This is a genomic window from Marinobacter orientalis (genome assembly GCF_004792665.1).
Taxonomy (GTDB): Bacteria; Pseudomonadota; Gammaproteobacteria; order Pseudomonadales; family Oleiphilaceae; genus Marinobacter; species Marinobacter orientalis.
Window position 1 is genome coordinate 1 of record NZ_SRZX01000009.1, and the last position, 25,248, is coordinate 25,248.

Annotated in this window: 37 protein-coding genes; 32 read left to right on the forward strand and 5 right to left on the reverse strand. The window is 56.4% G+C overall.

Features of this window, described 5'->3' with window-relative positions; translation table 11 throughout:
- The 29 genes from DIT72_RS16840 to rplQ all read left to right on the forward strand — a co-directional run.
- Window positions 1-650, forward strand: a 650-nt coding sequence (locus DIT72_RS16840; protein ID WP_265937512.1) for an EF-Tu C-terminal domain-related protein, incomplete at its 5' end; no start/stop codon positions are given.
- Window positions 651-842: 192 nt separating this feature from the next.
- A complete protein-coding gene (gene rpsJ / locus DIT72_RS16845; protein ID WP_077529290.1) occupies window positions 843-1,154 on the forward strand; it encodes a 30S ribosomal protein S10 in 312 nt (103 codons plus the stop codon).
- Window positions 1,155-1,226: 72 nt separating this feature from the next.
- A complete protein-coding gene (rplC, locus tag DIT72_RS16850) occupies window positions 1,227-1,865 on the forward strand; it encodes a 50S ribosomal protein L3 (RefSeq protein ID WP_135956413.1) in 639 nt (212 codons plus the stop codon).
- 11 nt (window positions 1,866-1,876) lie between these two features.
- Window positions 1,877-2,482: a 50S ribosomal protein L4 gene (rplD, locus tag DIT72_RS16855; RefSeq protein WP_135956414.1), complete on the forward strand. Its 606-nt coding sequence runs from the start codon at window positions 1,877-1,879 to the stop codon at window positions 2,480-2,482.
- On the forward strand, window positions 2,479-2,772 hold the full coding sequence (gene rplW / locus DIT72_RS16860) for a 50S ribosomal protein L23 (RefSeq protein ID WP_135956415.1): 294 nt from the start codon (window positions 2,479-2,481) through the stop codon (window positions 2,770-2,772). Before rplD ends, rplW begins: the two co-directional genes overlap by 4 nt.
- A 17-nt stretch (window positions 2,773-2,789) precedes the next feature.
- Window positions 2,790-3,617, forward strand: a complete 828-nt coding sequence (rplB, locus tag DIT72_RS16865) for a 50S ribosomal protein L2 (RefSeq protein ID WP_027830881.1) — start codon at window positions 2,790-2,792, stop codon at window positions 3,615-3,617.
- A 23-nt stretch (window positions 3,618-3,640) separates the two neighbouring features.
- The gene (rpsS, locus tag DIT72_RS16870) at window positions 3,641-3,916 is read left to right on the forward strand and encodes a 30S ribosomal protein S19 (protein WP_114614099.1); all 276 of its coding nucleotides are present in this window, start codon (window positions 3,641-3,643) and stop codon (window positions 3,914-3,916) included.
- Between the two features lie 16 nt (window positions 3,917-3,932).
- The gene (gene rplV, locus DIT72_RS16875; RefSeq protein WP_007154010.1) at window positions 3,933-4,265 is read left to right on the forward strand and encodes a 50S ribosomal protein L22; all 333 of its coding nucleotides are present in this window, start codon (window positions 3,933-3,935) and stop codon (window positions 4,263-4,265) included.
- Between the two features lie 11 nt (window positions 4,266-4,276).
- The gene (rpsC, locus tag DIT72_RS16880) at window positions 4,277-4,960 is read left to right on the forward strand and encodes a 30S ribosomal protein S3 (RefSeq protein WP_007154009.1); all 684 of its coding nucleotides are present in this window, start codon (window positions 4,277-4,279) and stop codon (window positions 4,958-4,960) included.
- Window positions 4,961-4,972: 12 nt separating this feature from the next.
- Window positions 4,973-5,386: a 50S ribosomal protein L16 gene (gene rplP / locus DIT72_RS16885; protein WP_027830882.1), complete on the forward strand. Its 414-nt coding sequence runs from the start codon at window positions 4,973-4,975 to the stop codon at window positions 5,384-5,386.
- A complete protein-coding gene (rpmC, locus tag DIT72_RS16890) occupies window positions 5,386-5,577 on the forward strand; it encodes a 50S ribosomal protein L29 (RefSeq protein WP_007154007.1) in 192 nt (63 codons plus the stop codon). Before rplP ends, rpmC begins: the two co-directional genes overlap by 1 nt.
- Window position 5,578: 1 nt before the next feature.
- Entirely contained in the window at window positions 5,579-5,845 is a 267-nt protein-coding gene (gene rpsQ / locus DIT72_RS16895; RefSeq protein WP_135956416.1) for a 30S ribosomal protein S17, read from the forward strand.
- An 18-nt stretch (window positions 5,846-5,863) separates the two neighbouring features.
- A complete protein-coding gene (rplN, locus tag DIT72_RS16900) occupies window positions 5,864-6,232 on the forward strand; it encodes a 50S ribosomal protein L14 (protein WP_114614101.1) in 369 nt (122 codons plus the stop codon).
- 16 nt (window positions 6,233-6,248) lie between these two features.
- Window positions 6,249-6,569: a 50S ribosomal protein L24 gene (gene rplX, locus DIT72_RS16905; protein ID WP_135956417.1), complete on the forward strand. Its 321-nt coding sequence runs from the start codon at window positions 6,249-6,251 to the stop codon at window positions 6,567-6,569.
- Between the two features lie 15 nt (window positions 6,570-6,584).
- Complete coding sequence (rplE, locus tag DIT72_RS16910; protein WP_135956418.1) at window positions 6,585-7,124, forward strand: 50S ribosomal protein L5; 540 nt, start codon at window positions 6,585-6,587, stop codon at window positions 7,122-7,124.
- Between the two features lie 12 nt (window positions 7,125-7,136).
- Window positions 7,137-7,442, forward strand: a complete 306-nt coding sequence (gene rpsN, locus DIT72_RS16915) for a 30S ribosomal protein S14 (RefSeq protein ID WP_135956419.1) — start codon at window positions 7,137-7,139, stop codon at window positions 7,440-7,442.
- An 89-nt stretch (window positions 7,443-7,531) separates the two neighbouring features.
- Window positions 7,532-7,924, forward strand: a complete 393-nt coding sequence (gene rpsH, locus DIT72_RS16920) for a 30S ribosomal protein S8 (protein ID WP_135956420.1) — start codon at window positions 7,532-7,534, stop codon at window positions 7,922-7,924.
- Window positions 7,925-7,933: 9 nt separating this feature from the next.
- Window positions 7,934-8,467 (forward strand): 50S ribosomal protein L6, encoded by a 534-nt coding sequence (gene rplF, locus DIT72_RS16925; protein ID WP_135956421.1) that lies wholly within the window; start codon window positions 7,934-7,936, stop codon window positions 8,465-8,467.
- 9 nt (window positions 8,468-8,476) lie between these two features.
- Entirely contained in the window at window positions 8,477-8,824 is a 348-nt protein-coding gene (gene rplR / locus DIT72_RS16930) for a 50S ribosomal protein L18 (RefSeq protein WP_135956422.1), read from the forward strand.
- A gap of 12 nt (window positions 8,825-8,836) precedes the next feature.
- Window positions 8,837-9,337 carry a 30S ribosomal protein S5 gene (gene rpsE / locus DIT72_RS16935; RefSeq protein ID WP_135956423.1) on the forward strand — a complete coding sequence of 167 codons (501 nt, stop codon included), beginning with the start codon at window positions 8,837-8,839 and terminating at the stop codon, window positions 9,335-9,337.
- A 4-nt stretch (window positions 9,338-9,341) separates the two neighbouring features.
- A complete protein-coding gene (gene rpmD / locus DIT72_RS16940; RefSeq protein ID WP_114614108.1) occupies window positions 9,342-9,530 on the forward strand; it encodes a 50S ribosomal protein L30 in 189 nt (62 codons plus the stop codon).
- Between the two features lies 1 nt (window position 9,531).
- Window positions 9,532-9,966 carry a 50S ribosomal protein L15 gene (gene rplO, locus DIT72_RS16945; protein ID WP_007153996.1) on the forward strand — a complete coding sequence of 145 codons (435 nt, stop codon included), beginning with the start codon at window positions 9,532-9,534 and terminating at the stop codon, window positions 9,964-9,966.
- 17 nt (window positions 9,967-9,983) lie between these two features.
- Entirely contained in the window at window positions 9,984-11,306 is a 1,323-nt protein-coding gene (gene secY / locus DIT72_RS16950) for a preprotein translocase subunit SecY (protein ID WP_135956424.1), read from the forward strand.
- Between the two features lie 30 nt (window positions 11,307-11,336).
- On the forward strand, window positions 11,337-11,450 hold the full coding sequence (gene rpmJ, locus DIT72_RS16955; protein ID WP_008174902.1) for a 50S ribosomal protein L36: 114 nt from the start codon (window positions 11,337-11,339) through the stop codon (window positions 11,448-11,450).
- Window positions 11,451-11,592: 142 nt separating this feature from the next.
- Window positions 11,593-11,949: a 30S ribosomal protein S13 gene (gene rpsM, locus DIT72_RS16960; RefSeq protein ID WP_027830890.1), complete on the forward strand. Its 357-nt coding sequence runs from the start codon at window positions 11,593-11,595 to the stop codon at window positions 11,947-11,949.
- A 14-nt stretch (window positions 11,950-11,963) separates the two neighbouring features.
- Window positions 11,964-12,353, forward strand: a complete 390-nt coding sequence (rpsK, locus tag DIT72_RS16965; protein WP_004580767.1) for a 30S ribosomal protein S11 — start codon at window positions 11,964-11,966, stop codon at window positions 12,351-12,353.
- Between the two features lie 18 nt (window positions 12,354-12,371).
- Window positions 12,372-12,992 (forward strand): 30S ribosomal protein S4, encoded by a 621-nt coding sequence (gene rpsD / locus DIT72_RS16970; protein WP_135956425.1) that lies wholly within the window; start codon window positions 12,372-12,374, stop codon window positions 12,990-12,992.
- A gap of 35 nt (window positions 12,993-13,027) precedes the next feature.
- A complete protein-coding gene (locus DIT72_RS16975; protein WP_135956426.1) occupies window positions 13,028-14,032 on the forward strand; it encodes a DNA-directed RNA polymerase subunit alpha in 1,005 nt (334 codons plus the stop codon).
- A gap of 33 nt (window positions 14,033-14,065) precedes the next feature.
- Window positions 14,066-14,464, forward strand: coding sequence for a 50S ribosomal protein L17 (rplQ, locus tag DIT72_RS16980; RefSeq protein ID WP_135956427.1), 399 nt, complete (start codon window positions 14,066-14,068; stop codon window positions 14,462-14,464).
- A 132-nt stretch (window positions 14,465-14,596) separates the two neighbouring features.
- Here the strand turns inward: rplQ and uvrA are convergent, their stop codons facing one another.
- Window positions 14,597-17,434, reverse strand: a complete 2,838-nt coding sequence (gene uvrA / locus DIT72_RS16985; RefSeq protein ID WP_135956428.1) for an excinuclease ABC subunit UvrA — start codon at window positions 17,432-17,434, stop codon at window positions 14,597-14,599.
- Between the two features lie 200 nt (window positions 17,435-17,634).
- Between uvrA and DIT72_RS16990 the strand changes: the two genes are divergently transcribed.
- The 3 genes from DIT72_RS16990 (at window position 17,635) to DIT72_RS18585 (ending at window position 19,814) form a co-directional block, all read left to right on the forward strand.
- Window positions 17,635-19,005, forward strand: a complete 1,371-nt coding sequence (locus DIT72_RS16990; RefSeq protein WP_135956429.1) for an MFS transporter — start codon at window positions 17,635-17,637, stop codon at window positions 19,003-19,005.
- A gap of 58 nt (window positions 19,006-19,063) precedes the next feature.
- Entirely contained in the window at window positions 19,064-19,585 is a 522-nt protein-coding gene (gene ssb, locus DIT72_RS16995; RefSeq protein WP_135956430.1) for a single-stranded DNA-binding protein, read from the forward strand.
- A gap of 148 nt (window positions 19,586-19,733) precedes the next feature.
- Window positions 19,734-19,814, forward strand: a complete 81-nt coding sequence (locus tag DIT72_RS18585; protein ID WP_407658009.1) for a DUF6701 domain-containing protein — start codon at window positions 19,734-19,736, stop codon at window positions 19,812-19,814.
- 65 nt (window positions 19,815-19,879) lie between these two features.
- Here DIT72_RS18585 and glnG read toward each other — a convergent pair whose 3' ends face one another.
- The 4 genes from glnG to glnA form a co-directional block, all read right to left on the reverse strand.
- The gene (gene glnG / locus DIT72_RS17000; protein ID WP_135956431.1) at window positions 19,880-21,307 is read right to left on the reverse strand and encodes a nitrogen regulation protein NR(I); all 1,428 of its coding nucleotides are present in this window, start codon (window positions 21,305-21,307) and stop codon (window positions 19,880-19,882) included.
- On the reverse strand, window positions 21,304-22,386 hold the full coding sequence (glnL, locus tag DIT72_RS17005; protein WP_135956432.1) for a nitrogen regulation protein NR(II): 1,083 nt from the start codon (window positions 22,384-22,386) through the stop codon (window positions 21,304-21,306). Before glnL ends, glnG begins: the two co-directional genes overlap by 4 nt.
- 359 nt (window positions 22,387-22,745) lie before the next feature.
- On the reverse strand, window positions 22,746-23,276 hold the full coding sequence (locus tag DIT72_RS17010) for a DUF4124 domain-containing protein (RefSeq protein WP_135956433.1): 531 nt from the start codon (window positions 23,274-23,276) through the stop codon (window positions 22,746-22,748).
- A 190-nt stretch (window positions 23,277-23,466) separates the two neighbouring features.
- On the reverse strand, window positions 23,467-24,870 hold the full coding sequence (glnA, locus tag DIT72_RS17015; protein WP_135956434.1) for a glutamate--ammonia ligase: 1,404 nt from the start codon (window positions 24,868-24,870) through the stop codon (window positions 23,467-23,469).
- Window positions 24,871-25,248 lie beyond the last annotated feature (378 nt).

Sequence of the window (25,248 nt, forward strand, 5' to 3'; positions counted from 1 at the left end):
AGGACGACAACGAAATGGGCACGACTGCGGTCAAGAAGCTGGTAGAAGCCCTGGACGCCTATATTCCGGATCCGGAGCGCGCCATTGATCAGCCGTTCCTGATGCCGATCGAGGACGTATTCTCGATTTCCGGTCGTGGTACCGTTGTGACTGGTCGTGTTGAGCGTGGCCTGATCAAGGTTGGTGAAGAAGTGGAAATCGTCGGTATCAAGGATACCGTGAAGACCGTTTGCACCGGCGTTGAGATGTTCCGCAAGCTGCTGGACGAAGGTCGTGCTGGCGAGAACGTTGGTGTTCTGTTGCGTGGTACCAAGCGTGACGACGTTGAGCGTGGTCAGGTTCTGTGTAAGCCGGGTACCATCAAGCCGCACACCAAGTTCGAGTGCGAAGTGTATGTCCTGAGCAAAGAAGAAGGTGGTCGTCATACGCCGTTCTTCAAGGGCTACCGTCCGCAGTTCTACTTCCGTACCACGGATGTCACAGGTTCCTGTGAACTGCCGGAAGGTGTGGAGATGGTAATGCCGGGTGACAACGTGAAGATGAGTGTTACCCTGATCAACCCGATCGCCATGGAAGATGGCCTGCGTTTCGCGATTCGCGAAGGCGGCCGTACCGTTGGTGCCGGTGTGGTCTCAAAGATCCTCGAGTAAGTTACTCGATCGGTCTGAGGAAAAAGGGGCTGAAAGTCAGCCCCTTTTTCCGTTTCAGCCGCACAATCTGACCTGGTAGCGTCGCTGCTGATCGCAGTTGACACTGCTGGGTATTATGCATACAATGCGGCTCCTTTTTTTGAAGGTCGGCTAACTAGTTAGTAGCTGCTACGAGTGGAGTTTGGGTGCATCATGCAAAGCCAAAAAATTCGAATCCGGTTGAAGGCGTTTGATTATCGCCTGATAGACCAGTCCACGCAGGAGATCGTCGATACCGCCAAGCGGACCGGCGCTCAGGTGCGTGGGCCCATCCCTCTGCCGACGCGGAAGGAAAAGTACACCATTCTGATCTCTCCGCACGTCAACAAGGACGCGCGCGATCAGTATGAGATTCGTACACACAAGCGTCTGCTGGACATCGTCGAGCCGACGGAAAAGACAGTAGATGCTTTGATGAAGCTGGATCTGGCAGCAGGTGTAGACGTTCAGATCAGCCTCGGCTAACCACACGGTTAGTCTGTGTAACTGTCATAAGGCCATAGAGGGTGAGAGCCCCGTACACTTAAGAGGTGAAACATGGCAATTGGAATTGTCGGTCGCAAGGCCGGTATGACCCGTATTTTTACGGAAGACGGGCAAGCGTTGCCCGTAACGGTAATTGAGGTTGAACCCAACCGTATTACCCAGCTGAAAACTCTTGAAAGCGATGGCTATCGTGCGGTTCAGGTAACCGTTGGAAAGCGTCGTTCCTCTCGTGTGACCAAAAGCCAGGCGGGCCATTACGCGAAAGCCGGTGTAGAAGCTGGTCGTGGTCTGTGGGAATTCCGCCTCGCCGATGGTGAAGGTGAAGATCTGGCCGCAGGCGGTGAAATCACTGCTTCCATCTTTGAAGATGGCCAGGTCGTGGATGCAATGGGCCAGTCCAAGGGTAAGGGCTTCCAGGGCGGTGTTAAGCGCTGGAACTTCTCCATGCAGGACGCCACACACGGTAACTCCCTTTCTCATCGTGCACCGGGTTCAATCGGTCAGAACCAGACTCCGGGCAAGGTATTCAAGGGCAAAAAGATGGCGGGCCAGATGGGCAATGCTCAGGTGACTGTGCAGAACCTGCAAGTTGTCCGTGTCGACGCCGAGCGCAATATTCTGCTGATTCGGGGCGCCGTTCCGGGCGCGACCGGCGGAAATGTTGTCATCAAGCCTGCAGTTAAAGCCTGAGGAGCGGTGCGATGGAATTGACTATTACAGGTAGCGGCGAAGGAATCTCTGTTTCCGATGCTGCTTTCGCCAAAGATTTTAACGAGTCGCTGGTTCACCAGGTGGTTACTGCTTATATGGCAGGGGCCCGCCAGGGTACCAAGGCTCAAAAGACGCGTTCCGAAGTCGCTGGTGGTGGCAAGAAGCCATGGCGTCAAAAGGGCACCGGTCGTGCCCGTGCCGGTACAATCCGTAGCCCGATCTGGCGCTCCGGTGGCGTTACCTTTGCTGCCAAGCCTCGTGGCTTTGAGCAGAAAGTTAACCGCAAGATGTACCGCGCAGCGATGCGCTCCATTTTTTCAGAGCTGGTTCGCCAGGAGCGTCTGGTCGTTGTTGACGACATGAATGTTGACAGCCCCAAGACCAAGGCATTCAGTGCCAAGCTGAAAGACCTCGGCGTGACCAACGCGCTGATTCTCTCCGAGAACGTTGAGCAGAATCTGCACCTGGCCTCGCGCAACATTCCGCACGTTGATGTGCGTGATATTGCGGGTCTGGACCCGGTTAGCCTGGTTGCCTTCGAGAAGGTCATTGTGACTGTTCCCGCTCTGAAGAAAATCGAGGAGATGCTGGGATGAATCAGGAACGTATTTACAAGATTCTTCTTGGGCCCCACGTATCAGAGAAGTCCTCTCTGGTAGCGGAAAGTGGTCAGGTGGTATTTCGTGTCGCCCCTGACGCAACCAAGCCCGAGATCAAGAAAGCCGTTGAGCAGCTGTTCAACGTCACCGTCGAAGGTGTTCAGGTTCTGAACCGTAAGGGTAAGCTCAAGCGTACCGTTCGCGGCTTCGGCAAGCGTACTGACATTCGTAAGGCTTATGTACAGCTTGCGGAAGGTCAGGACATTGATTTTCTGGATGTGGAATAAGGTAAAGGGGTCGTAAAATGCCGATCGTCAAAACCAAGCCAACATCTGCCGGCCGCCGTCACGTTGTTAAGCTCTTTAACCCTGATCTTCACAAGGGGCGCCCTTACGAGCCGTTGGTAGAAACATTGAGCAAATCGGGTGGACGCAACCATTTTGGTCGCATTACTACCCGTCATATTGGTGGTGGCCACAAGAAGCACTACCGTGTAATCGACTTTAAGCGGACCAAAGATGGTATTCCGGCGGTGATTGAACGCCTGGAATATGATCCCAACCGCTCTGCGCACATTGCGCTGGTCAAGTATGCCGATGGCGAGCGTCGTTACATCATCGCTCCCAAAGGCATGCAGATCGGTGATCCTGTGCGCTCCGGCATCGACGCGCCGATTAAAGTAGGAAGCACGCTTCCGCTCCGGAATATTCCGGTCGGTTCCGTGATTCACTGCGTCGAAATCAAGCCTGGCAAAGGTGCTCAGCTGGCTCGCTCCGCGGGCGCATCCGTACAGCTGGTTGCTCGGGAAGGGGCGTATGCCACCATCCGCCTGCGTTCAGGTGAAATGCGTAAGGTGCTTGTTGACTGTCGCGCAACGTTGGGCGAAGTGTCCAACAGCGAACACAGCCTCAAGCAGCTTGGTAAAGCGGGTGCATCACGTTGGCGCGGTAAACGTCCAACAGTACGTGGTGTTGCTATGAACCCAGTTGACCACCCACATGGTGGTGGTGAAGGGCGTACCTCTGGCGGGCGTCACCCGGTTACTCCGTGGGGTGTTCCGACCAAAGGGCATAAGACTCGTAAGAACAAACGTACTGACAAGATGATAGTACGTCGTCGTTCAGCCAAGTAAACGACTACATAGAGGTAAATGCTGTGCCACGTTCTTTAAAGAAAGGTCCTTTTATAGACCTGCATCTGTTGAAGAAGGTCGAGGCAGCTCTGGAAGCGAATGACAAGCGGCCGATCAAAACCTGGTCCCGCCGGTCGACAGTGTTTCCGGAGATGGTAGGCCTGACCATTGCAGTTCACAACGGCAAGCAACACGTGCCGGTTTATGTCACCGAAGATATGGTCGGACATAAACTGGGTGAGTTCGCGGCAACGCGTACTTATCGTGGTCATGCGGCCGACAGGAAAGCTAAACGCTGATTGTGAGGTATTAGAAATGGAAGTAGCAGCCAAGTATAAGGGCGCTCGCCTCTCAGCTCAGAAAGCGCGTCTTGTCGCTGACCAAGTACGCGGCAAGGCTGTTGAGGACGCCCTGAACATTCTGACTTTCAGCCCTAAGAAGGCAGCGGTCATTCTCAAGAAAGCTCTTGAGTCTGCCATTGCCAACGCTGAGCACAACGAAGGTCTGGACGTAGATGATCTGCGGGTTTCCACCGTTATGGTGGATGAAGGTCCGACGCTCAAGCGAATCAAAGCTCGAGCCAAGGGGCGCGCTGACCGGATTTTCAAGCGCACCTGTCATATCACCGTCAAGGTCGCCGACAAGTAGGAGATGCTCAGATGGGTCATAAAGTAAATCCAACCGGCATGCGCCTGGGTGTGATCAAAGAGCACAACTCAGTGTGGTATGCGGAAAAAGCGGAATACGCGAACAACCTGTTGAACGATATTCAGGTTCGTGAATTCCTTGACAAGCGTCTGGTGAAGGCGTCTGTCAGCAAGATTGTGATCGAGCGCCCTGCTCAGAACGCCCGCATCACGATCCATACAGCCCGTCCCGGTATTGTTATCGGCAAGAAGGGTGAAGATGTTGACCGTCTGCGTCGCGAAGTCAGCGACATGATGGGTGTGCCTGTGCACATCAACATCGAAGAAGTCCGCAAGCCGGACCTGGATGCCCGCCTGGTCGCGCAGAACGTTGCCGGTCAGCTGGAGCGTCGTGTGATGTTCCGTCGCGCTATGAAGCGTGCGGTACAGAACGCCATGCGCCAGGGAGCGAAAGGCATCAAGATCCAGGTAGGCGGTCGTCTCGGGGGTGCTGAAATTGCCCGTTCCGAGTGGTATCGCGAAGGTCGTGTACCGCTGCACACACTGCGTGCAGACATCGATTACTCGACCTACGAAGCGAAGACCACCTACGGCATTATCGGCGTCAAGGTATGGATCTTCAAAGGTGAGATTCTTGGTGGTATGGAACAGGTCCGTGCTGACAAGAAAGCCTCTGGGAAGAAAGGTTCTAAGTAAAGGGGCACTCAAATGCTGCAACCAAAACGCACCAAATTTCGCAAGGTAATGAAAGGCCGTAACACCGGTCTTGCTCACCGTGCTAACAAGGTGAGCTTCGGTGAATACGGATTGAAGGCGACGACCCGTGGGCGTATAACTGCGCGCCAGATCGAGGCAGCGCGTCGTACCATGACTCGCCGCATCAAGCGGGGCGGTAAGATCTGGATCCGGATATTCCCGGACAAGCCGATCTCCAGTAAGCCGCTGGAAGTACGAATGGGTAAAGGTAAGGGTTCTGTCGAGTATTGGGTGGCTGAGATCCAGCCAGGCCGGATGCTTTACGAGATGGAAGGCGTCTCCGAGGAAATCGCTCGTGACGCATTCACTCTTGCTGCGGCCAAGCTGCCCGTACAGACCACCTTTGTTACGAGGACGGTGATGTGATGAAAGCAACAGAGCTGCGTGACAAGTCAGTCGAGGAGCTGAACAAAGAGCTGATCGACCTCCTGAAGGAGCAGTTCAACCTGCGCATGCGTAAGGCGACAGGTCAGCTGAATCAGTCTCATCTTCTACCGAAGGTGAAGCGTGACATTGCTCGCGTGAAAACGGTTATGAATGAAAAGGCAGGACAGTAACATGACTGAAGCTACCCAAACTGCCAGAACCCTTAGCGGCAAGGTCGTGAGCAACAAGATGGAGAAATCCATCGTGGTTCTGGTTGAGCGCCAGGTTAAGCATCCTCTGTACGGTAAGTACATGAAGCGCTCATCCAAAATTCACGCTCACGATGATAGCAACCAGTGCAACATCGGTGACACCGTTACAATCCAGGAAACCCGCCCGGTCTCAAAGACCAAAAGCTGGGCCCTGGTTGAGGTCATCGAGCGTGCATCCAAGGTGTAATTCGCCCGGAGAACAACCATGATTCAGACTCAGACAATGCTTGATGTCGCGGACAACAGTGGTGCACGTCAGGTTATGTGCATCAAGGTCCTGGGCGGTTCACACAGGCGTTATGCCAGCGTTGGGGATATCATCAAGGTGACCGTCAAGGAAGCCATCCCCCGCGGTAAAGTGAAAAAAGGCCAGGTCCTGAAAGCTGTCGTTGTGCGCACCCGTAAAGGTGTGCGTCGTCCCGACGGGTCGCTGATTCGTTTTGACGGAAACGCGGCAGTACTTCTGAACAATCAGGACGCACCAATTGGTACCCGTATCTTCGGACCGGTTACCCGTGAACTGCGCAATGAGAAGTTCATGAAAATTATTTCACTGGCACCCGAAGTACTTTAAGGACCAGAGGCCGGTTATGAAAAAGATCAAACGCGATGACGAAGTAATCGTCACTACGGGGAAAGACCAGGGTAAACGTGGTAAAGTCCTGAAGGTTCAGGACGATGGCCGGGTTGTTGTTTCAGGGATCAATATGATCAAGAAGCACACCAAGCCGAACCCGATGTCTGGCACCCCAGGTGGCATCGTCGAAAAAGAAGCACCTATCCAGGCTTCCAACGTGGCTATTTTTAATCCGCAGACCGGCAAAGCCGATCGCGTAGGCTTCCAGATCAAGGAAGACGGCGCCAAAGTGCGGATATTCAAGTCCACGAAAGAAGTCGTCGATAACCAGTAAGCGGTGGTGGTTACGATGCTTAACATGAAAGAGCAGTACAGTAAGGAAGTGATACCCGCCCTGCAGAAAGAGTTCAGCTACAAGAACATCATGCAGGTGCCGCGTATCGAAAAGATTACCCTGAACATGGGTGTCGGCGAAGCGGTCGGTGACAAGAAGCTGATTGAAAATGCCGTGGCGGATCTAGAGCGCCTGGCAGGTCAAAAAGCGGTTGTAACATTGGCGCGTAAATCCGTTGCGGGTTTCAAAATCCGTGAAGGTTGGCCGATCGGTTGTAAAGTTACCCTGCGCGGCGAGCGTATGTGGGATTTCTTTGATCGCCTGGTTCACATTGCGGTACCCCGCATTCGTGACTTCCGTGGTCTGAATCCCAAGTCGTTCGATGGTCGTGGTAACTACAGCATGGGCGTGCGTGAGCAGATCATTTTCCCCGAGATCGAGTACGACAGAGTCGACAAGATCCGTGGTCTTGACATCACCATTACCACCACAGCCGGCACCGATGATGAAGGTCGCGAACTGCTGAAAGCTTTCGGCTTTCCGTTCAAGAAATAAGGAACGAGTGTAATGGCTAAGGTTTCCATGAAGAACCGCGAGTTCAAGCGCGAGAAAACCGTTGCGAAGTTTGCAGCGAAGCGTGCGGAGCTCAAGGCGATTATCAAAAACCCGAATACCAGCGATGATGACCGTTGGGATGCACAGATGAAGCTGCAACAGCTTCCTCGTGATGCGTCTCCCTCGCGTCTTCGTAATCGTTGCCAGATTACAGGTCGTCCCCACGGCGTTCTGCGCAAGTTCAAGCTGTCACGCATCAAGTTACGTGAAGCTGGCATGCGCGGTGATGTCCCGGGTCTGACCAAAGCAAGCTGGTAAGGCAGGTATCGGGCCGCAAGGCCGGATGCCCGTTGGTAAGCGGTGCGGCGCGCCGCTGCACAACTAAAAAGATCAGGAGCCTCATACCAATGAGTATGCAAGATACGCTTGCGGATATGTTTACCCGTATCCGCAATGCACAGATGGCACAGAAGGCCGATGTGGCCATGCCGTCTTCAAAGATGAAGATCTCCGTAGCCCAGGTCCTCAAGGACGAAGGTTACGTAGCCGATTTTTCCGTCTCAGCTGACGCGAAGCCCAAGCTGACCATTAGCCTCAAGTATTTCGGTGGCAAGCCGGTTATTGAGGAGATCAAACGGGTCAGCCGTCCGAGTCTGCGCCGGTACAATGGCGCTGGGGAACTGCCGAAAGTATCCGGTGGTCTGGGAGTCGCGATTGTCTCTACGTCCAAGGGCGTAATGACAGACCGCGCTGCACGTGCTGCCGGCGTGGGTGGCGAAGTCATCTGCACCGTATTTTAGGAGATACACATGTCCAGGGTTGCCAATAATCCTGTCGTGCTGCCTTCCGGTGTTGAGGTTAAGCTGAACGGACAGGAAATTAATGTGAAGGGGTCCAAGGGATCGCTTCAATTCACCATCCATAATGTGGTTGACGTGACGCAGGAAGAGAATGTTCTGCGCTTCGCCGCCCGTGATGGAGCCAAACAGTCCCGCGCTCTTGCTGGTACTACCCGCGCACTGGTCAACAACATGGTGACCGGCGTGTCTACAGGTTTCGAGCGCAAGCTCGCCCTGACGGGCGTAGGCTACCGTGCCCAGGCGCAAGGTAAGAAGCTCAACCTGACACTGGGTTTTTCGCACCCGGTCGAATATGAGCTGCCCGAGGGGATTACCGCTGAAACTCCGTCCAATACGGAAGTTGTAATTCGCGGAATCGACAAGCAACAGGTTGGCCAGGTCGCTGCTGAGATCCGTGCATTCCGTCCGCCAGAGCCTTACAAGGGCAAAGGTGTGCGTTATGCGGATGAGCAGGTCAGACGCAAAGAAGCCAAGAAGAAATAAGGCGGGACTATGAGCGCGAATAACGAAAGATTGCGTCGCGCACGCAAAGTGCGCATGAAGATCCGTAAGCTGGGCAGCAACCGCCTGTGTGTACATCGTACACCGCGGCACATGTATGCCCAGGTTACGACTGCAGACGGCAGCAAGGTGCTGGCGGCTGCCTCCACGTTGGATAAGGACCTGCGCCAGGGTGCAACCGGTAACGTGGACGCTGCCAAAAAGGTCGGTCAGCTGATTGCTGAGCGTGCCCGGGCAGCAGGTGTCGAGCAGGTCGCTTTTGACCGTTCCGGTTACCGTTATCATGGCCGCGTCCAGGCTCTTGCCGACGCAGCTCGTGAAGCTGGCTTGCAATTCTAAGAGGTGGAGAAGATGAGCGTTAACGAACAGAAGGCGCCTGAGCTCCAGGAGAAGCTGGTTCAGGTCAATCGCGTCGCCAAGGTTGTTAAAGGCGGTCGTATTTTTGCCTTCACTGCACTGACTGTAGTGGGTGATGGTAAAGGGCGCGTTGGTTTCGGTCGTGGCAAGGCACGTGAAGTGCCGGTTGCGATCCAGAAAGCGATGGAAGCTGCACGCAAGAACATGGTCGACATTCCGCTTGACGGAACCACCCTGCAGTACGCGGTTAAAGCGCAGCACGGTGGCTCCAAGGTCTACATGCAGCCAGCATCAGAAGGTACCGGTATCATTGCCGGCGGTGCGATGCGTGCAGTACTGGAAGTTGCCGGTGTGCAGAACGTACTGTCCAAGTGTTACGGGTCTACCAACCCGGTGAACGTGGTACGTTCCACCATCAAGGGTCTCCAGGCAACGCAAGCGCCTGAAGATATTGCAGCCAAGCGCGGTAAATCCGTGGAAGAGATTCTGGGTTGAAGTCATGGCGAACGCAAAAACGATCAAAGTAACACTGACCCGCAGCCCCATCGGCTGTCAGCCCAAGCACAAGTTGTGTGTAAAGGGCCTGGGTCTCCGTAAAATCGGTCACACCGTGGAAGTGGAAGATACCCCATCCATCCGCGGCATGATCAACCGGGTTAACTACCTGGTGCAGGTACAGGAGAACTAGGATGCGTCTGAACGAACTTAGTCCGGAGCCTGGTTCACGTCCCGCCGCCAAGCGTGTGGGTCGTGGCATCGGCAGCGGCCTCGGCAAGACCGGCGGTCGCGGCCACAAGGGCCTGAAAGCCCGTTCCGGCGGCAGCGTTGCTCCCGGTTTCGAGGGCGGCCAGCAGCCGTTGGCCCGCCGTCTGCCGAAGTTCGGTTTCACCTCGCGCCAGCAGCGCTACGTGGCCGAAATTCGTCTTAACGAGCTGGCGAAAGTGGACGGCGACGTTGCCGACCTCGAGGCCCTGAAGAAAGCTGACATCGTTCGCGAAGAAATCCGCGAAGCGAAGGTCATTCTGTCCGGCGAACTGAGCCGTGCGGTGACCGTCAAGGGTCTTAAAGTGACCAAAGGCGCACGCGAGGCGATCACTGCCGCGGGCGGTAAAGTCGAAGACTAAGACGAGTCGAGGACTAAATGGCCAAGAACGCATCATTGCCTGCGGGCGCGGGAAAAGGACTGGCAGAGCTGCGCTCGCGGCTCTGGTTTGTCTTCCTGGCACTGTTGGTGTACCGAATAGGTGCCCATATACCGGTTCCGGGTATCAACCCCGATCGTCTGGCGGCGTTGTTTGAGCAGAATCAGGGCACGATCCTGAGCATGTTCAACATGTTTTCCGGTGGTGCGCTTGAGCGGATGAGTATCTTCGCACTTGGTATCATGCCGTACATTTCGGCCTCGATCATCATGCAGCTCATGACAGCGGTCAATCCGACGCTGGAGCAGCTGAAGAAAGAGGGCGAGGCTGGCCGTCGCAAGATCAGTCAGTACACGCGGTATGGTACGGTTATCCTGGCCCTGGTTCAGGGCTTTGGTATCTCGGTCGGGCTTGCATCCCAGGGTGTGACCTTTAACGACAGCTTCAGCTTCCATTTCGTGGCAGTTGTTTCTTTCGTCAGTGGTGCCGTGTTCATGATGTGGCTGGGTGAGCAGATCACCGAGCGCGGCGTTGGCAATGGCATATCCTTGCTGATATTTGCCGGCATCGTTGCTGGCCTGCCCGGGGCCATTGGCCAGACACTGGAGCAGGCACGCAATGGTGAGATGAGCCTGCTTGTGGTTCTGGGTATTGCTATCCTGGCGGTTGCCGTAGTCGGCTTTGTGGTGTTCATGGAGCGCGGACAGCGCCGCCTGACCATCAACTACGCCAAGCGGCAGCAGGGTCGTAAGGTATTCGCCCAGCAATCGAGCCATTTGCCGTTGAAGGTGAACATGGCCGGCGTTATTCCGCCGATCTTTGCCTCTTCCATTCTGCTGTTTCCGGCGTCATTGGGGCAGTGGTTCGGCCAGGGCGAAGGTATGGAGTGGCTGAGTGATGTCTCCCAGGCACTGGCACCGAGTCAGCCCCTGTATATCATTCTGTTTGCGGCAGCAGTTGTGTTCTTCTGCTTCTTCTATACGGCACTGATGTACAACCCGAAAGAAGTTGCGGATAACCTCAAGCGCTCAGGCGCGTTTATTCCGGGCATCCGTCCGGGCGATCAGACTGCCAAGTATATTGACGGTGTTCTGACCCGCCTGACACTGTTCGGTGCAATGTACATTGCAGCAGTTTCCCTGTTCCCTCAGTTCCTGATGGTTGCCGGGAATGTTCCGTTCTATCTGGGCGGTACGTCACTGCTGATTGTTGTAGTCGTGGTGATGGATTTCATGGCTCAGGTTCAGTCGCACCTGATGTCTCATCAATATGATTCGTTGATGAAGAAGTCCAATCTCAAGGGCTATGGTCGGAACGGCTGATCCCGTTCCCCTTGAAAACTGGAGTCGACAATGAAAGTACGCGCTTCGGTAAAGAAAATTTGCCGTAACTGCAAAGTAATTCGTCGCAATGGCTCGGTAAGGGTCATTTGCTCGGAGCCCCGTCACAAGCAGCGCCAGGGTTGATCCAACACGGATCACGAACTGACATTGCAGAGGGTACGATCGATAGCGCTTGACCTCAGGTGGGGTCAGGCGCTATTATTTCGCGCCCTTTTATAGTGGCGGAAAATTCACACAGCAAAGCTTTGAACGCGGAGTAATTTGGATGGCACGTATAGCCGGTGTCAATATACCCGATCACAAACATGCTGTTATCTCGCTGACTTACATCTTTGGAGTCGGCCGGACAGCAGCCCAGAAGCTTTGCGATGCAACCGGCGTCAAGCCGGACGTCAAGGTCAAGGACCTGTCCGACGAGCAGCTTGAATCACTTCGTACCGAAGTAGGCAAGCTGGCCGTTGAAGGCGATTTGCGTCGTGAAGTTCAGATGAACATCAAGCGTTTGAAGGATCTCGGTTGCCACCGTGGTCTGCGTCATCGTCATGGCCTTCCGGTCCGTGGCCAGCGCACCAAGACCAACGCACGCACCCGTAAAGGTCCTCGCAAACCTATTCGTAAGTAAACAGGTAGGCAATCATGGCAAAGCCAGGTACACGTACCCGTAAAAAGGTGAAAAAGACGGTTGTTGATGGCGTCGCGCACATTCACGCGTCCTTCAACAACACTATCGTGACCATTTCTGACCGTCAGGGCAACGTATTGTCCTGGGCCACCTCTGGTGGTTCCGGTTTTCGCGGGTCACGCAAGAGCACACCTTTTGCTGCGCAGGTAGCAGCTGAAAGAGCCGGTAATGCGGCTGCTGAATACGGCCTTAAAAACCTGGACGTAGAGGTTAAAGGTCCGGGGCCCGGACGTGAATCCGCTGTACGCGCGCTGAATGGCTGCGGGTACAAGATCACTAACATCACTGATGTGACGCCGATTCCCCATAACGGTTGTCGTCCGCCCAAAAAGCGCCGCGTCTAACACAGGAGACAGTGAATTATGGCTCGTTACATAGGCCCGAAGTGCAAGCTGTCTCGTCGTGAAGGGACAGATCTTTTTCTGAAGAGCGGTGTTCGCGCGCTCGATTCAAAGTGCAACATTGAGACTCCGCCAGGTATGCACGGCGCGCGTCGCAGCCGTCTGTCCGAATATGGCGTGCAGCTTCGTGAGAAGCAGAAGGTCCGTCGTATCTACGGCGTACTGGAGAAGCAATTCCGCAACTATTACAAAGAGGCCGCCCGCGGCAAAGGCGCAACTGGTGAGAACCTGTTGCAGCTGCTGGAAGGTCGTCTTGATAACGTTGTATATCGCATGGGTTTTGGTTCTACCCGTGCTGAGTCCCGTCAGCTCGTGTCTCACAAATCGATCCTGGTCAACGATAAGCTGGTGAACATTCCGTCTTATCAGGTCAAGCCAGGTGATGTTGTGAGTGTGCGTGAGAAGGCAAAAAACCAGCTTCGCGTTAAAGGCGCGCTGGATCTGTCTTCCAGCCGTGCACCGGTGGGCTGGGTAGAGGTCGACGCCAGCAAGATGTCCGGCGTTTACAGGTCAGTGCCTGAGCGCACTGAATTGCCGGCCGACATCAACGAGAACCTCATCGTCGAGCTTTACTCCAAGTAAAGCCCAGTTAGCAACGAGAGCAATTAGGGGCGTCTATGCAGCGTTCAGTACATGAGTTATTGACACCTCGTACCATTGACGTGAAAGAATCAAGCGCCATGCGCGCCAAGGTGACTCTGGAGCCTCTGGAAAGAGGTTTCGGCCACACCCTCGGTAGCGCACTGCGTCGTATACTTTTGTCCTCAATGCCGGGCTGTGCCATTACCGAAGCACAGATTGACGGCGTTCTGCATGAGTACAGCGCGATCGAAGGTGTTCAGGAAGACGTCATCGAGATTCTGCTGAATCTCAAGGGCGTGGCCGTGAAAATGGGCAGCCGGGACGATGCCGAGGTGACCCTCAGCAAAAAGGGCCCGGGCGTTGTCACTGCCGGTGATATCAAGCTGGATCACGATGTCGAGATCACCAACCCGGAACATGTGATCTGTCACCTGAGTGCCAATGGTGAAGTGAACATGCGTCTGAAGGTTGCCCGTGGTCGCGGCTACGAGCCGGCTGATCAGCGGGGTCTGGACGAGGACGAGACTCGCGCCATTGGACGCCTGCAACTGGACGCAACTTTCAGTCCGGTCCGTCGCGTTGCCTACGCCGTGGAAAGCGCACGGGTAGAACAGCGTACCGACCTGGACAAGCTGGTTATTGATCTGGAAACCAATGGAACCATCGACCCGGAAGAAGCAATTCGCCGGGCGGCGACCATCCTCCAGCAACAACTGGCCGTGTTTGTCGATTTCGATCACGAGAAAGAGCCTGAGCGCGTCGAGGAAGAGGAAGAAATCGATCCCATCCTCCTGCGTCCGGTGGATGATCTGGAATTGACAGTGCGTTCAGCTAACTGCTTGAAGGCTGAGAATATTTACTACATCGGCGATCTGATCCAGCGCACAGAAGTTGAGCTGCTGAAGACGCCTAACCTTGGTAAAAAGTCGCTTACCGAGATCAAGGACGTGCTCGCGTCCCGCGGTCTGTCACTGGGTATGCGTCTTGATAACTGGCCGCCGGCTAGCCTTCGTGGCGACGACCGGGTACTGGGCGGTTAATCGCCGATTAGTTTAAGGTAAGGAATCAGAGCAATGCGTCATCGTAAGAGTGGTCGTAAGTTCAGCAGGACCAGTGCGCATCGCAAGGCCATGTTTCGGAACATGACTGCGTCACTGGTTGATCACGAGCTGATCAAAACAACGCTCCCCAAAGCGAAAGAGCTTCGCCGGGTAGCCGAGCCGTTGATCACGCTCGCAAAAAATGATTCGGTCGCGAATCGTCGTCTGGCGTTCTCACGCCTGCGTGACGATGCAGCGGTTGCCAAGCTGTTCAATGAGCTTGGTCCCCGTTACAACGAGCGTCCCGGTGGTTACCTTCGTATCCTGAAGTGTGGCTTCCGCGCCGGCGACAATGCCCCGATGGCATTTGTAGAGCTGGTTGGACGTCCGCTGGACATCGAAGCAGAAGAAGTGGATGAAAGCGAAGATTAAGCTCTTCGCCAGTACAGAAAAAACCGGAGGCTAACCCCTCCGGTTTTTTTATACCTCTATTATTTCACCGTATATCGGTTCAGGGCCGTAGGTCGGTTTAGGCCCAAGGGGCCATAAACCGACGCCAGCCTTTCACCGGCCACTCTCTTTCCCCTCCAGAACCCCCTTCAAATACCGCCCGGTATGCGATCCGGCAACCTCGGCCACCGCTTCAGGCGTACCCTCCGCCACAATGTCACCACCGCCAGAACCACCCTCGGGCCCAAGGTCTATAATCCAGTCCGCTGTCTTGATCACGTCCAGGTTGTGCTCGATCACCACGATGGTGTTGCCGTGATCCCGCAGCCGCTGCAGCACCGTCAGCAATTGCTGGATGTCGTAGAAGTGAAGGCCGGTGGTGGGCTCGTCAAGTATGTAGAGAGTCTGGCCGGTATCGCGCTTTGACAGTTCCCTGGCCAGCTTCACACGCTGGGCCTCACCGCCAGAGAGCGTCACGGCGCTCTGGCCGAGGCGGATATAGGATAGCCCGACATCAATCAGGGTCTGCAGCTTACGGGCAAGGAAGGGAACCGGATCGAAAAATTCCCTGGCCTCCTCGACGGTCATCGCAAGAACTTCGTGAATGTTCTTGCCCTTGTAGCGGACTTCCAGGGTCTCACGGTTGTAGCGCTTGCCTTTGCAGACGTCACAGGGCACGTAGACATCGGGCAGGAAGTGCATCTCGACCTTGATGACACCGTCGCCCTGGCAGGCTTCGCAGCGACCACCCTTGACGTTAAAGCTGAAGCGGCCCGGCTTGTAGCCCCGTGAGCGGGCTTCCTGGGTGCCGGCGAACAGCTCGCGGATGGGCGTGAACAGGCCGGTATAGGTTGCCGGGTTAGAGCGTGGTGTGCGGCCAATGGGGCTCTGGTCAATGTCGATAACCTTGTCAAGCTGGTCCAGGCCTTTCAGTGATTCATAGGGCGCGTGGGTCAGGCTGGTGGCCTTGTTCAGCTTCGCGGCGCAGACAGGATACAGCGTGCTGTTGATCAGAGTGGACTTGCCCGAGCCGGAAACTCCGGTAACGCAGGTCATTACACCCAGCGGCAGGGTCAGCGTCACTTCGCGCAGGTTGTTGCCGGTGGCACCTTTGAGTACCAGGCTTTTGCCGGTGCCGGTGTGGCGCTCCCCGGGGATAGGGATTTCCTTCTTGCCGCACAGGTACTGTCCGGTGAGAGACTCCCCGCAAGCAATGATGTCTTCCGGTGTGCCCTGGGCAATGATATGGCCTCCGTGAACACCGGCCCCCGGCCCGATATCAATGACATGATCCGCTGCCCGAATGGCGTCTTCGTCGTGCTCCACAACGATGACCGTGTTGCCCAGGTCCCGGAGGTGGAAGAGAGTGGCCAGGAGGCGGTCGTTGTCCCGCTGATGCAAACCTATCGAAGGTTCATCCAGAATGTACATGACACCCACCAGGCCTGCGCCGATCTGGCTTGCCAGCCGGATACGTTGAGCTTCGCCGCCCGAGAGAGTATCGGCGCTACGCTCAAGAGTCAGATATTCCAGCCCTACATTGACCAGAAACTGCAGTCTCTGGCGAACCTCCTTGAGAATCTTTTCGGCAATTTCACCCTTGCGACCGGGCAGGGCCAGTGTCCCGAAATAGTTGTGGGCGTCGCCCACCGGCATATGAGTGACATCGGAGATGTTGTTGTTTTCGATAAACACATGCCGGGCGCTGCGACGCAGCCGCGAGCCCCCGCATTCCTTGCAGGGCTGGGTGCTGAGGTTGCGGGCCAGCTCTTCGCGCATGCTCTGGGATTCGGTTTCCCGGTAGCGGCGTTCCAGGTTGGGCAGGATACCCTCGAAAGGATGAGCCTTCTCCATGATATGGCCGCGGGAGTTTACGTAGCGGAACGGGATCTCATCGGTACCGGAGCCATGAAGCAATACCTGGCGGAAGTCATCAGGCAGGTCCTCCCATGGGGTATCCATATCAACACCGTAATGCTCCGCAACGCTGTTCAGCATCTGGAAGTAATACACCGCCCTGCGGTCCCAGCCCTTGATGGCGCCCTCCGCAAGGGTGGCTTCAGGGTGCTGGACGATTTTCTCGGCATCAAAAAACTGTTTGACGCCCAGGCCATCACAGGTGGGGCAGGCGCCGGCGGGATTGTTGAAGGAGAACAGCCGCGGCTCCAGCTCACTGATGGCGTAGCCGCAGCGGGTGCAGGCATAGCGGGCGGAGAAGGTGTGTTCCTCGCCGTCGTTATCCATGGGGGCCACCAGCGCAATGCCATCGGCCAGCCCGAGTGCGGTCTCGAAGCTTTCCGCAAGCCGTTGCTCGAGCCCCGGCTTGACCTTGAATCGGTCCACAACCACATCGATCTGGTGCTTGCGTTTTTTGTCCAGGTCCGGCACATCGTCGATGTCGTAAACCCGACCATCCACCCGCAGGCGGATAAAGCCCTGGCTGCGCATGGTGTCAATGACGTTGTGATGTTCACCCTTGCGATCCCGGATCACTGGCGCAAGAATCATCAGCTTGCTGTCCTCCGGCATGGCCAGCACCTGGTCGACCATCTGGCTGACGGTCTGGGCTTCCAGTGGCAGATCGTGGTCCGGGCATCGCGGTTCGCCTGCACGCGCAAACAGCAAGCGCAGGTAATCGTAGATTTCGGTAATGGTACCGACGGTTGAGCGCGGGTTGTGGGAGGTGCTTTTCTGCTCAATGGAGATCGCCGGTGACAGGCCCTCAATATGGTCCACATCCGGTTTTTCCATCATCGACAGGAACTGGCGGGCGTAGGTAGACAGGGACTCTACATAACGGCGCTGGCCTTCGGCGTAGAGGGTGTCAAAGGCAAGAGACGATTTCCCGGAACCGGACAGGCCGGTGACTACGATCAGCTTATCCCTCGGTATATCCAGGTCAATGTTTTTCAGATTGTGGGTTCGCGCCCCTTTGATCTGGATATGGTCCATAACACCTCGCTGTCGGAAAAAATGCAAATTATACCTCGTTTGTGGCCCGGCCGGCCAAGGCCGGGGTGCTTTTACGCACTTAAATGCAACATGCCCTGCCTGTGTGGCTTCTGTTACAATGCGCAGCGATTTCGGAAGGGCGGGTTCCCCCCCCCCTTCCGGGCCCATGTTTCCGGAACCCATATCAGGCAAGGCATTGCATGAATTCACTGGAAAGACGCTCCGTCGCATCACTGGCATCCGTGTATGCCATGCGGATGCTCGGGCTCTTTATGGTAATGCCGGTGTTCGTCCTTCTTGGCAGCGACCTGAAGGGCGCTACTCCCGCCCTGATCGGCCTGGCCATTGGCGCCTATGGACTGAGCCAGGCGCTGCTGCAGATTCCGTTCGGCATGCTGTCGGATCGGGTCGGGCGCAAGCGCATGATCTATATCGGCCTGGTCCTGTTCACGGCCGGTAGTTTGCTGGCCGCGTCCACAGACTCCATATACGTCGTAATCGCGGGGCGGATTCTTCAGGGGTCTGGAGCTATCGCCAGCGTGCTGATGGCATTGCTCAGTGATCTGACCCGCGAAGAAGAGCGCACCAAGGCCATGGCCACCGTCGGCATATCCATTGGCCTGTCCTTTTCCGTGTCGCTGGTGCTGGGTCCCTTGCTGGGTTCGGCGTTTGGCCTCTCCGGCATCTTCTATACCACCGCGGTTCTGGCGGTGGTGGCGATGGTGATTGTCCACCGACTGGTGCCCACCCCCCATGAGCACAAATCCAGTGCAGATACCCATCCTGCCCGGGCGATGCTGGGCAAGGTGCTCTCGGATAAACGACTGGTGCGACTCGATTTCGGGATTTTCGCCCTGCACCTGGTGCTGACTGCTATTTTCCTGGTGTTTCCGACATTGCTCCAGGATGGGCTGGGCCTGCCGTCGTCGTCCCACTGGTGGTTCTATCTGACGGTCATGGTGACGTCTTTTTTGGCCATGGTGCCGTTCATCATTATTGGTGAAAAAAAGCGCAGGATGAAACCGGTTCTGTGTGGCGCGATTGCAATGCTGGCGATTTCATCGGCGGCCATCGGTGGGCTATCCGGGAGCCTGACGGCTGCCTGGGGCGTACTGTTCTTTTTCTTTATGGCCTTCAACCTGCTGGAGGCCAGCCTGCCATCACTGGTCAGCAAGGAATCGCCCGCGGCGGCGAAAGGTACCGCCATGGGTGTCTATTCCACGTCCCAGTTTTTCGGCGCGTTTCTGGGGGGCGCCGTGGGCGGTATACTTCTGGAGCAACTGGGATTGCCCGGCGTATTGTGGTTCATGGTCATCGTGCTGGTGCTCTGGCTGGGTGTGGCGCTGACCATGCCCAGCCCGGGTTACACTGCCAGTTTCGTGGTACAGTTGCAGCATGTGTCGGACAGCCAGTTAGATGAAATTGACGGCGCCCTGAGAGGGATCCCCGGAGTGCAGGACGTCGTCATACTGGAAGAGGCGGAGACGGCTTACCTGAAGGTGGATCGTCAGAAATTTGATGAACTGTCGCTTGCGGACTTTGCGTTTGTCCGGCAGGGTAGCAGTTCTTGAAAATCGGAGGCCTGCAGGGAAAGCAGGCTATCCCTGAAAACAGAGTCAGGAGTAGATCATGGCACGAGGCGTAAACAAGGTTATTCTGATCGGGAATCTGGGACAGGACCCGGACACCCGCTATACCCCGAACGGCAACGCGGTGGTGAACCTGAACCTTGCCACCGACGAAAGCTACAAGGACAGACAGACCGGCCAGCTGGTGCCGAAAACCGAATGGCACCGGGTTGTGATGTTCGGCAAGATTGCAGAAGTTGCCGGCCAGTACCTGCGCAAGGGTTCAAAGGTCTACATCGAGGGCAAGCTGCAGACGCGCAAATGGCAGAACAAGGAAGGTCAGGACGTTTACACTACCGAGGTAGTGGTGGATATCAACGGCCAGATGCAGATGCTGGACAGCCGTGGTGAAGGCGGCGGTGCGAACCAGGGTGCCCCGGCGGGCCGCCCGCAACAGGCAGGCAATGCAGCTCCGGCTACGGCAAGCCAGTCGGGCCAGCAGTCCGGTGGTGGCTCCAACCAGCCCTCACAGGGCAGCATGCCAGAGCCGGTTGATGACTTTGACGATGACATACCGTTCTAGAATCCCATTAATGTAAACTGTAACGTTTTCGTTGAATTTAGACCCCAAGTCCCCGCAAAAGCGGGGATTTTTGTTTTTGGCGCCTGTAATATTTTTCTTGATGCATTTTTATAAGTAGCCTCTAATTTTCCCCTGAATTGCCCGATAAATGAAGAGCTATGGCCTGGCGCTGGCCACCTTTGGTGCCTACCGCCGACACGACAGGGTGATCTATTGGCGGGAGCGCTAAAAAAATGGGGACAGAACCTGGGCTCTGTCCCCTAAAATCAACGAGCCCCGGTGGCTCGTCGATCGTCAATCGTCCACGCCCTCGGGATGATCCATCCCCAGCTCATTGATCTTCCGCGTCAGCGTATTCCGCCCCCAGCCCAGCAGGATGGAGGCATCCCGCCGGCGCCCGCCGGTATGCTTGAGGGCGGTCTCGATCATGATGCGTTCAAACTCAGGTACAGCCGTATCCAGGATCCCCTTGCGCCCACGCTTTAATTCCTGCTCGGCCCAGTTGCGCAGGCCTTCCTGCCAGGTCTGGCCGGTGGCCGGTGCCTCCGCCTGTTGCATCAGCTCCGGCGGAAGGTCGTCGATGTGAACCTCGCGGCCACTGGCCATGACGGTCAGCCAGCGGCAGGTGTTTTCCAGCTGGCGGACGTTGCCGGGCCAGGGTAGGGTGGTGAGGTATTCCTCGGCTTCGGGACGCAGCAGTTTGGTTTCTACAGCCAGTTCGCGGGCGGCGCTCTTCAGGAAGTGGGCCATCAGCCTGGGGATATCCTCCCGGCGTTCCGCCAGTTTTGGCAGATGTACCCGGATCACATTCAGGCGATGGAACAGGTCTTCCCGGAAGGTGCCGGCCTGGACGAGTTTTTCCAGGTCCTGGTGTGTCGCCGCAATGATGCGCACATCCACCTTGATGGGCGTAGTGCCGCCAACCCGGTAGAACTCGCCATCCGCTAAAACCCGTAACAGCCGCGTCTGGGTGTCGGCGGGCATGTCGCCGATTTCATCCAGAAACAGGGTGCCACCATTGGATTGCTCGAACCGTCCCTGCCTGGCGGCCGCAGCGCCGGTGAAAGCGCCTTTCTCGTGGCCGAACAGCTCGGACTCGATCAGGTCCTTGGGAATGGCGGCCATGTTCAGTGCGATAAAGGGGCGGCTGGCCCGGGGGCTGTGATTGTGCAGCGCCTGGGCAACCAGTTCTTTACCGGTGCCACTTTCACCGTTGATCAGCACGGTGATGTTGGAGTGGGACAGCCGGCCAATGGCCCTGAACACCTCCTGCATGGCCGGCGCCTCACCAATGATTTCGGTGTTGCGCTGGGTGCTCTCAGCCTGGGGCTCAGCGGTGGCTCTGCGTTCATGGCTGTGGGCCACGGCACGCTTTACAAGCGCGACGGCGTCGTCCACATCAAAGGGCTTGGGCAGGTATTCGAAGGCGCCGGTCTGGTAGCTGGTTACCGCGCTTTCCAGGTCGGAATGGGCGGTCATGATGATCACTGGCAGATCCGGGTGCGCCTCCACAATCTGTGACAGCAGGGTGATGCCATCCACGCCGGGCATACGGATATCGCTGACGATGGCGTCGGGCTGTTCGTGTTCCAGCCGCATCATGATGCTTTCGCCGCTTTCAAAAACCCGGGGCTGCATACCGGCCTGGTTCAGGGCGCGTTCCAGTACCCAGCGTATACTGCGGTCGTCGTCAATTATCCAGACGTTTGCCGGTTGGCTCATTGGTTGTCCTCCAGGGGCAGGAAGATGATGAAGTCGGTCTCGCCGGGCTGACTCTCACACTCGACCAGCCCGTGATGTTGCCCGATGATGCTCTGGGTGATGGACAGGCCAAGGCCTGTTCCGCTCGCCCGGCCACTGATCATCGGGTAGAAAACGTTTTGCAGCAGCTCCGGCGGTATGCCCGGGCCGTTGTCGATTACGTCCACACGGCACACCAGACGGTGACGCTTATGCCCGATGGTGAACTGCCGCAGCGCACGTGTGCGGAAGGTAATGGTTGGCTGCTCATTGCCGGACCTGTCGGCCTGGTTCTCGAAAGCCGCTTCCATGGCATTGCGGGCGATGTTGAGAAAGGCCTGTATCAGTTGCTCTTTGTCACCCTGGAACTCCGGAAGGCTGGGGTCGTAGTCGCGACGAAAGTTGAGGCGGCCGCGGCTCTCCGCCTCCAGCAAGGTCTTTACCCGTTCGAGTACTTCATGAATGTTGGTGGGGGCGAGTTTCGGCGCCTTGTTGGGGCCCAGCATCCGGTCCACCAGGGAGCGGAGGCGATCGGCTTCGGCAATAATGACTTGGGTATATTCTTTCTGGTCTTCACTTTCCAGCTCACGGTCCAGCAACTGGGCTGCGCCCCGAATGCCGCCAAGGGGGTTCTTGATTTCGTGGGCCATGCCGCGCACCAGAATCCGGGTGGTTTCCTGCTGGGCGATGATGTCCTCTTCCCGGCTGATGCGCAGCAGCCGATCGCGGGGCTGTATCTCGATCAGCAATTCAGTGGGGTCCAGACTGATTGGCGATACCGAGTAATCCACTGTCAGTCTCAGGCCGCTTGAGAGCACAAACTCGGCTTCGCGGCGGGTGTATGACTGGCCGTTTCTGGCGGCGGCGTCCAGGGTTTTGAGCGCGTCTTCCGAGTCGATCAGAATGTCTTTGATCGGGCAGCCCTGGCTGCGGGTTATGCTGGTCTCAAACAGGCTTTCAGCCGCCGGATTCAGGTACTGGACTCGCAGGCCTTCTCTCAGCACGATCACCGCTGTGGTAAGACTGTCCAGTATGCTTTTGTATCCGCCCGGTATTGCCATGCTTCCATCCCTACTGGTGGGCAACGCTGAGTACCCACGCACGTTTGCAAAAAGCAAATTGCAAAAAGCGAACCACATTGAACGGTTGCCCGTTGAAAATGCGCATTTTGCGGGCATTGCGGCCTGACGGCCGGTTAACGCGCCGTTGCGTAGTGCATAAGTCGTATTTTTGAGCAAAAACACCGGCCCGGCGCCCCGTGAATGCCCAGAGTATGGCTGCTTTGCAGTGCGTGCGCACTAAAATAGTGCGCGTTATCGGTCGGTATGACTGCAGCGAGGTGACGCAGGAACAGGATTCAGGTGGCCCGGGGAGCAGGGCCCGGGTAAGGCGGCTTCGCAGGAGTGCTGGAAAGGTCGCGTCAGTTGAGAACGCTGGGACGATGGACGGTGAAGCTGATGGTTTCGCCGCTTTTGATGGTAACACCGTTGCTGTCGATGATATTGACGCCGGCTTCGTGGGTGCCACGGTAGACGTTACGCACCATAACGGTTCCGGATTGGCTCTGGCCCACAGGCTGGCCATCCAGGGTGACTTCGTATTTATGATTGTCCCGCAGTGAGGGTGAACTGGTCACCTGGAATTCCACGTCGCCACTGCCGCTGTAGAAAGCCTCCTCGTCATCAGGCGCAACAAACGTCACGCTCTCATACGCCGCGCCCTCCTGCTCCACCTGTTCCCTGAGCCTCTCGGGCTCCCGGACGGCCTCGGGTTTCGGCAGGGTAACGGTGGTCACCGGTTTGACGTCAACCACTTCGGCTTCGGTGCCTTGGGTTGGCTCATCGGTATAGGTGACGTTGCCCTGGGCATCAACCTGGCGGTAGACCTCGGCAGAGAGCGGAAAAGCGGTAAAAACCAGAATGCCTGCAACAAATGAGAGCCGTGGTTTCATAGATACAACCTGTCTGTTGTTTTACCCGATTATCGGCGCCAGCCCCCTGTAATTCAACGCCATTCCTGTCGCGCCAGGTTACATTCCGTTAAGGGTATTGCGTTGGTGTGATGTCGGGCACAAAAAAAGCCCTGCACGGAGCAGGGCTTCTATGACTGCTGGCGCCCTGGGGCGTTTCAGCAGGGCTTGCCTAGCAAGAGTAGTACAACTCGAATTCGACCGGGTGGGTGGTCATGTTGAGCCTTTCAACTTCCGCACGCTTCAGGTCAATGTAACCACCGATCATGTCTTCGGTGAACACGCCGCCACGGGTCAGGAACTCGTGGTCCGCTTCCAGACAGTCCAGTGCTTCCTGGAAGGTCTCGGCAACGGTGGGAATGTTCAGGGCTTCTTCCTTCGGCAGATCGTACAGGTCCTTGTCCATGGCATCGCCAGGGTGGATCTTGTTCTGAATGCCGTCGAGGCCGGCCATCATCAGCGCCGCGAAAGCCAGGTACGGGTTGGCAGCGGCGTCGGGGAAGCGGACTTCGATGCGACGGCCTTTCGGGCTGTTGACATACGGAATACGGATGGAGGCAGAGCGGTTGCGGGCGGAGTAGGCCAGCATGACCGGTGCTTCAAAGCCCGGAACCAGACGCTTGTAGCTGTTGGTGGAGGCGTTGGTGAAGGCGTTGATGGCCTTGGCATGCTTGATAACGCCGCCAATGTAATAGATCGCCATTTCGCTCAGGCCGGCATAGCCGTCACCAGCGAACAGGTTCTTGCCGTCCTTGTTCAGGGACATGTGGACGTGCATACCGGAGCCGTTATCGCCAACAACCGGCTTGGGCATGAATGTCGCTGTTTTGCCGTAGGCATGGGCGACGTTGTGCACGCAGTACTTCAGGATCTGGACTTCGTCAGCCTTGCGGGTCAGGGTGTTGGCACCAACGCCGATTTCACACTGGCCGGCGGTGCCGACTTCGTGGTGGTGTACTTCGATTTCCAGGCCCATGGATTCCATGGCCGCACACATGGCACCACGCAGATCGTGCAGGCTGTCCACCGGCGGAACCGGGAAGTAGCCGCCTTTCACGCCAGGACGGTGACCGATGTTGTTGCGATCGAATTCGTCGCCGGAAACCCAGGCTGCTTCTTCAGAGTGCAGTTCGTACATCGCACCCTGCATATCGATTTTCCACCGCGCGGAGTCAAATACGAAGAACTCCGGCTCCGGGCCGAACAGTGCGCCGTCGGCGATGCCGGTGGATTTCAGGTACTCTTCGGCACGCTTGGCAACCGAGCGCGGATCACGCTCATAGCCCTGCATGGTGGAAGGTTCCACGATGTCGCAGGTGATGTTAACGGTGGTTTCTTCAGTGAACGGATCAAGGACAGACGTTTCGTCAACCGGCATCAGAATCATGTCGGATTCGTTGATGCCCTTCCAGCCGGAGATGGAGGAGCCGTCAAACATCTTGCCATCGGCGAAGAAATCCTCGTCTACCTCGGTGGCGGGCAGGGTTACGTGCTGCTCTTTACCGCGGCTGTCAGTGAATCGCATGTCGATCCATTTGACTTCGTGTTCCTTGATCAGATCAATCGTCTTGGACATTGTGCAAGCTCCGTCAGTTTGTCCCGCTGGGCGGGCGATTTCTGTGTACGTTGTTGCCGGATCGTTCAGCGGTGCTGACTCCCGATCTTTCTTTCAGGTTGGGAAGCTTATCAAAAGCTGTTCCCACTTACCTGCAAATTCGGCTGTCTGGAGTAAAGCAATAGCCTTGCCAGTTTTCTGTTCATGCTCCACAAGAGCGCAATAGCAGGTTTTCGGACTGTTTTGGAGCAATAGCCTTCAAGTGGCTCGCTCTTTCGCCCTGTTGTGGTGCGTTAAAATGGTGCGCGCACTGTAAAAGCGCATCATTTGAGTGCATGGCTGTCAGCGCGGACATAGGCATTTTTCTTCATATAAACGCAGGTGAGTTTGCTATATACT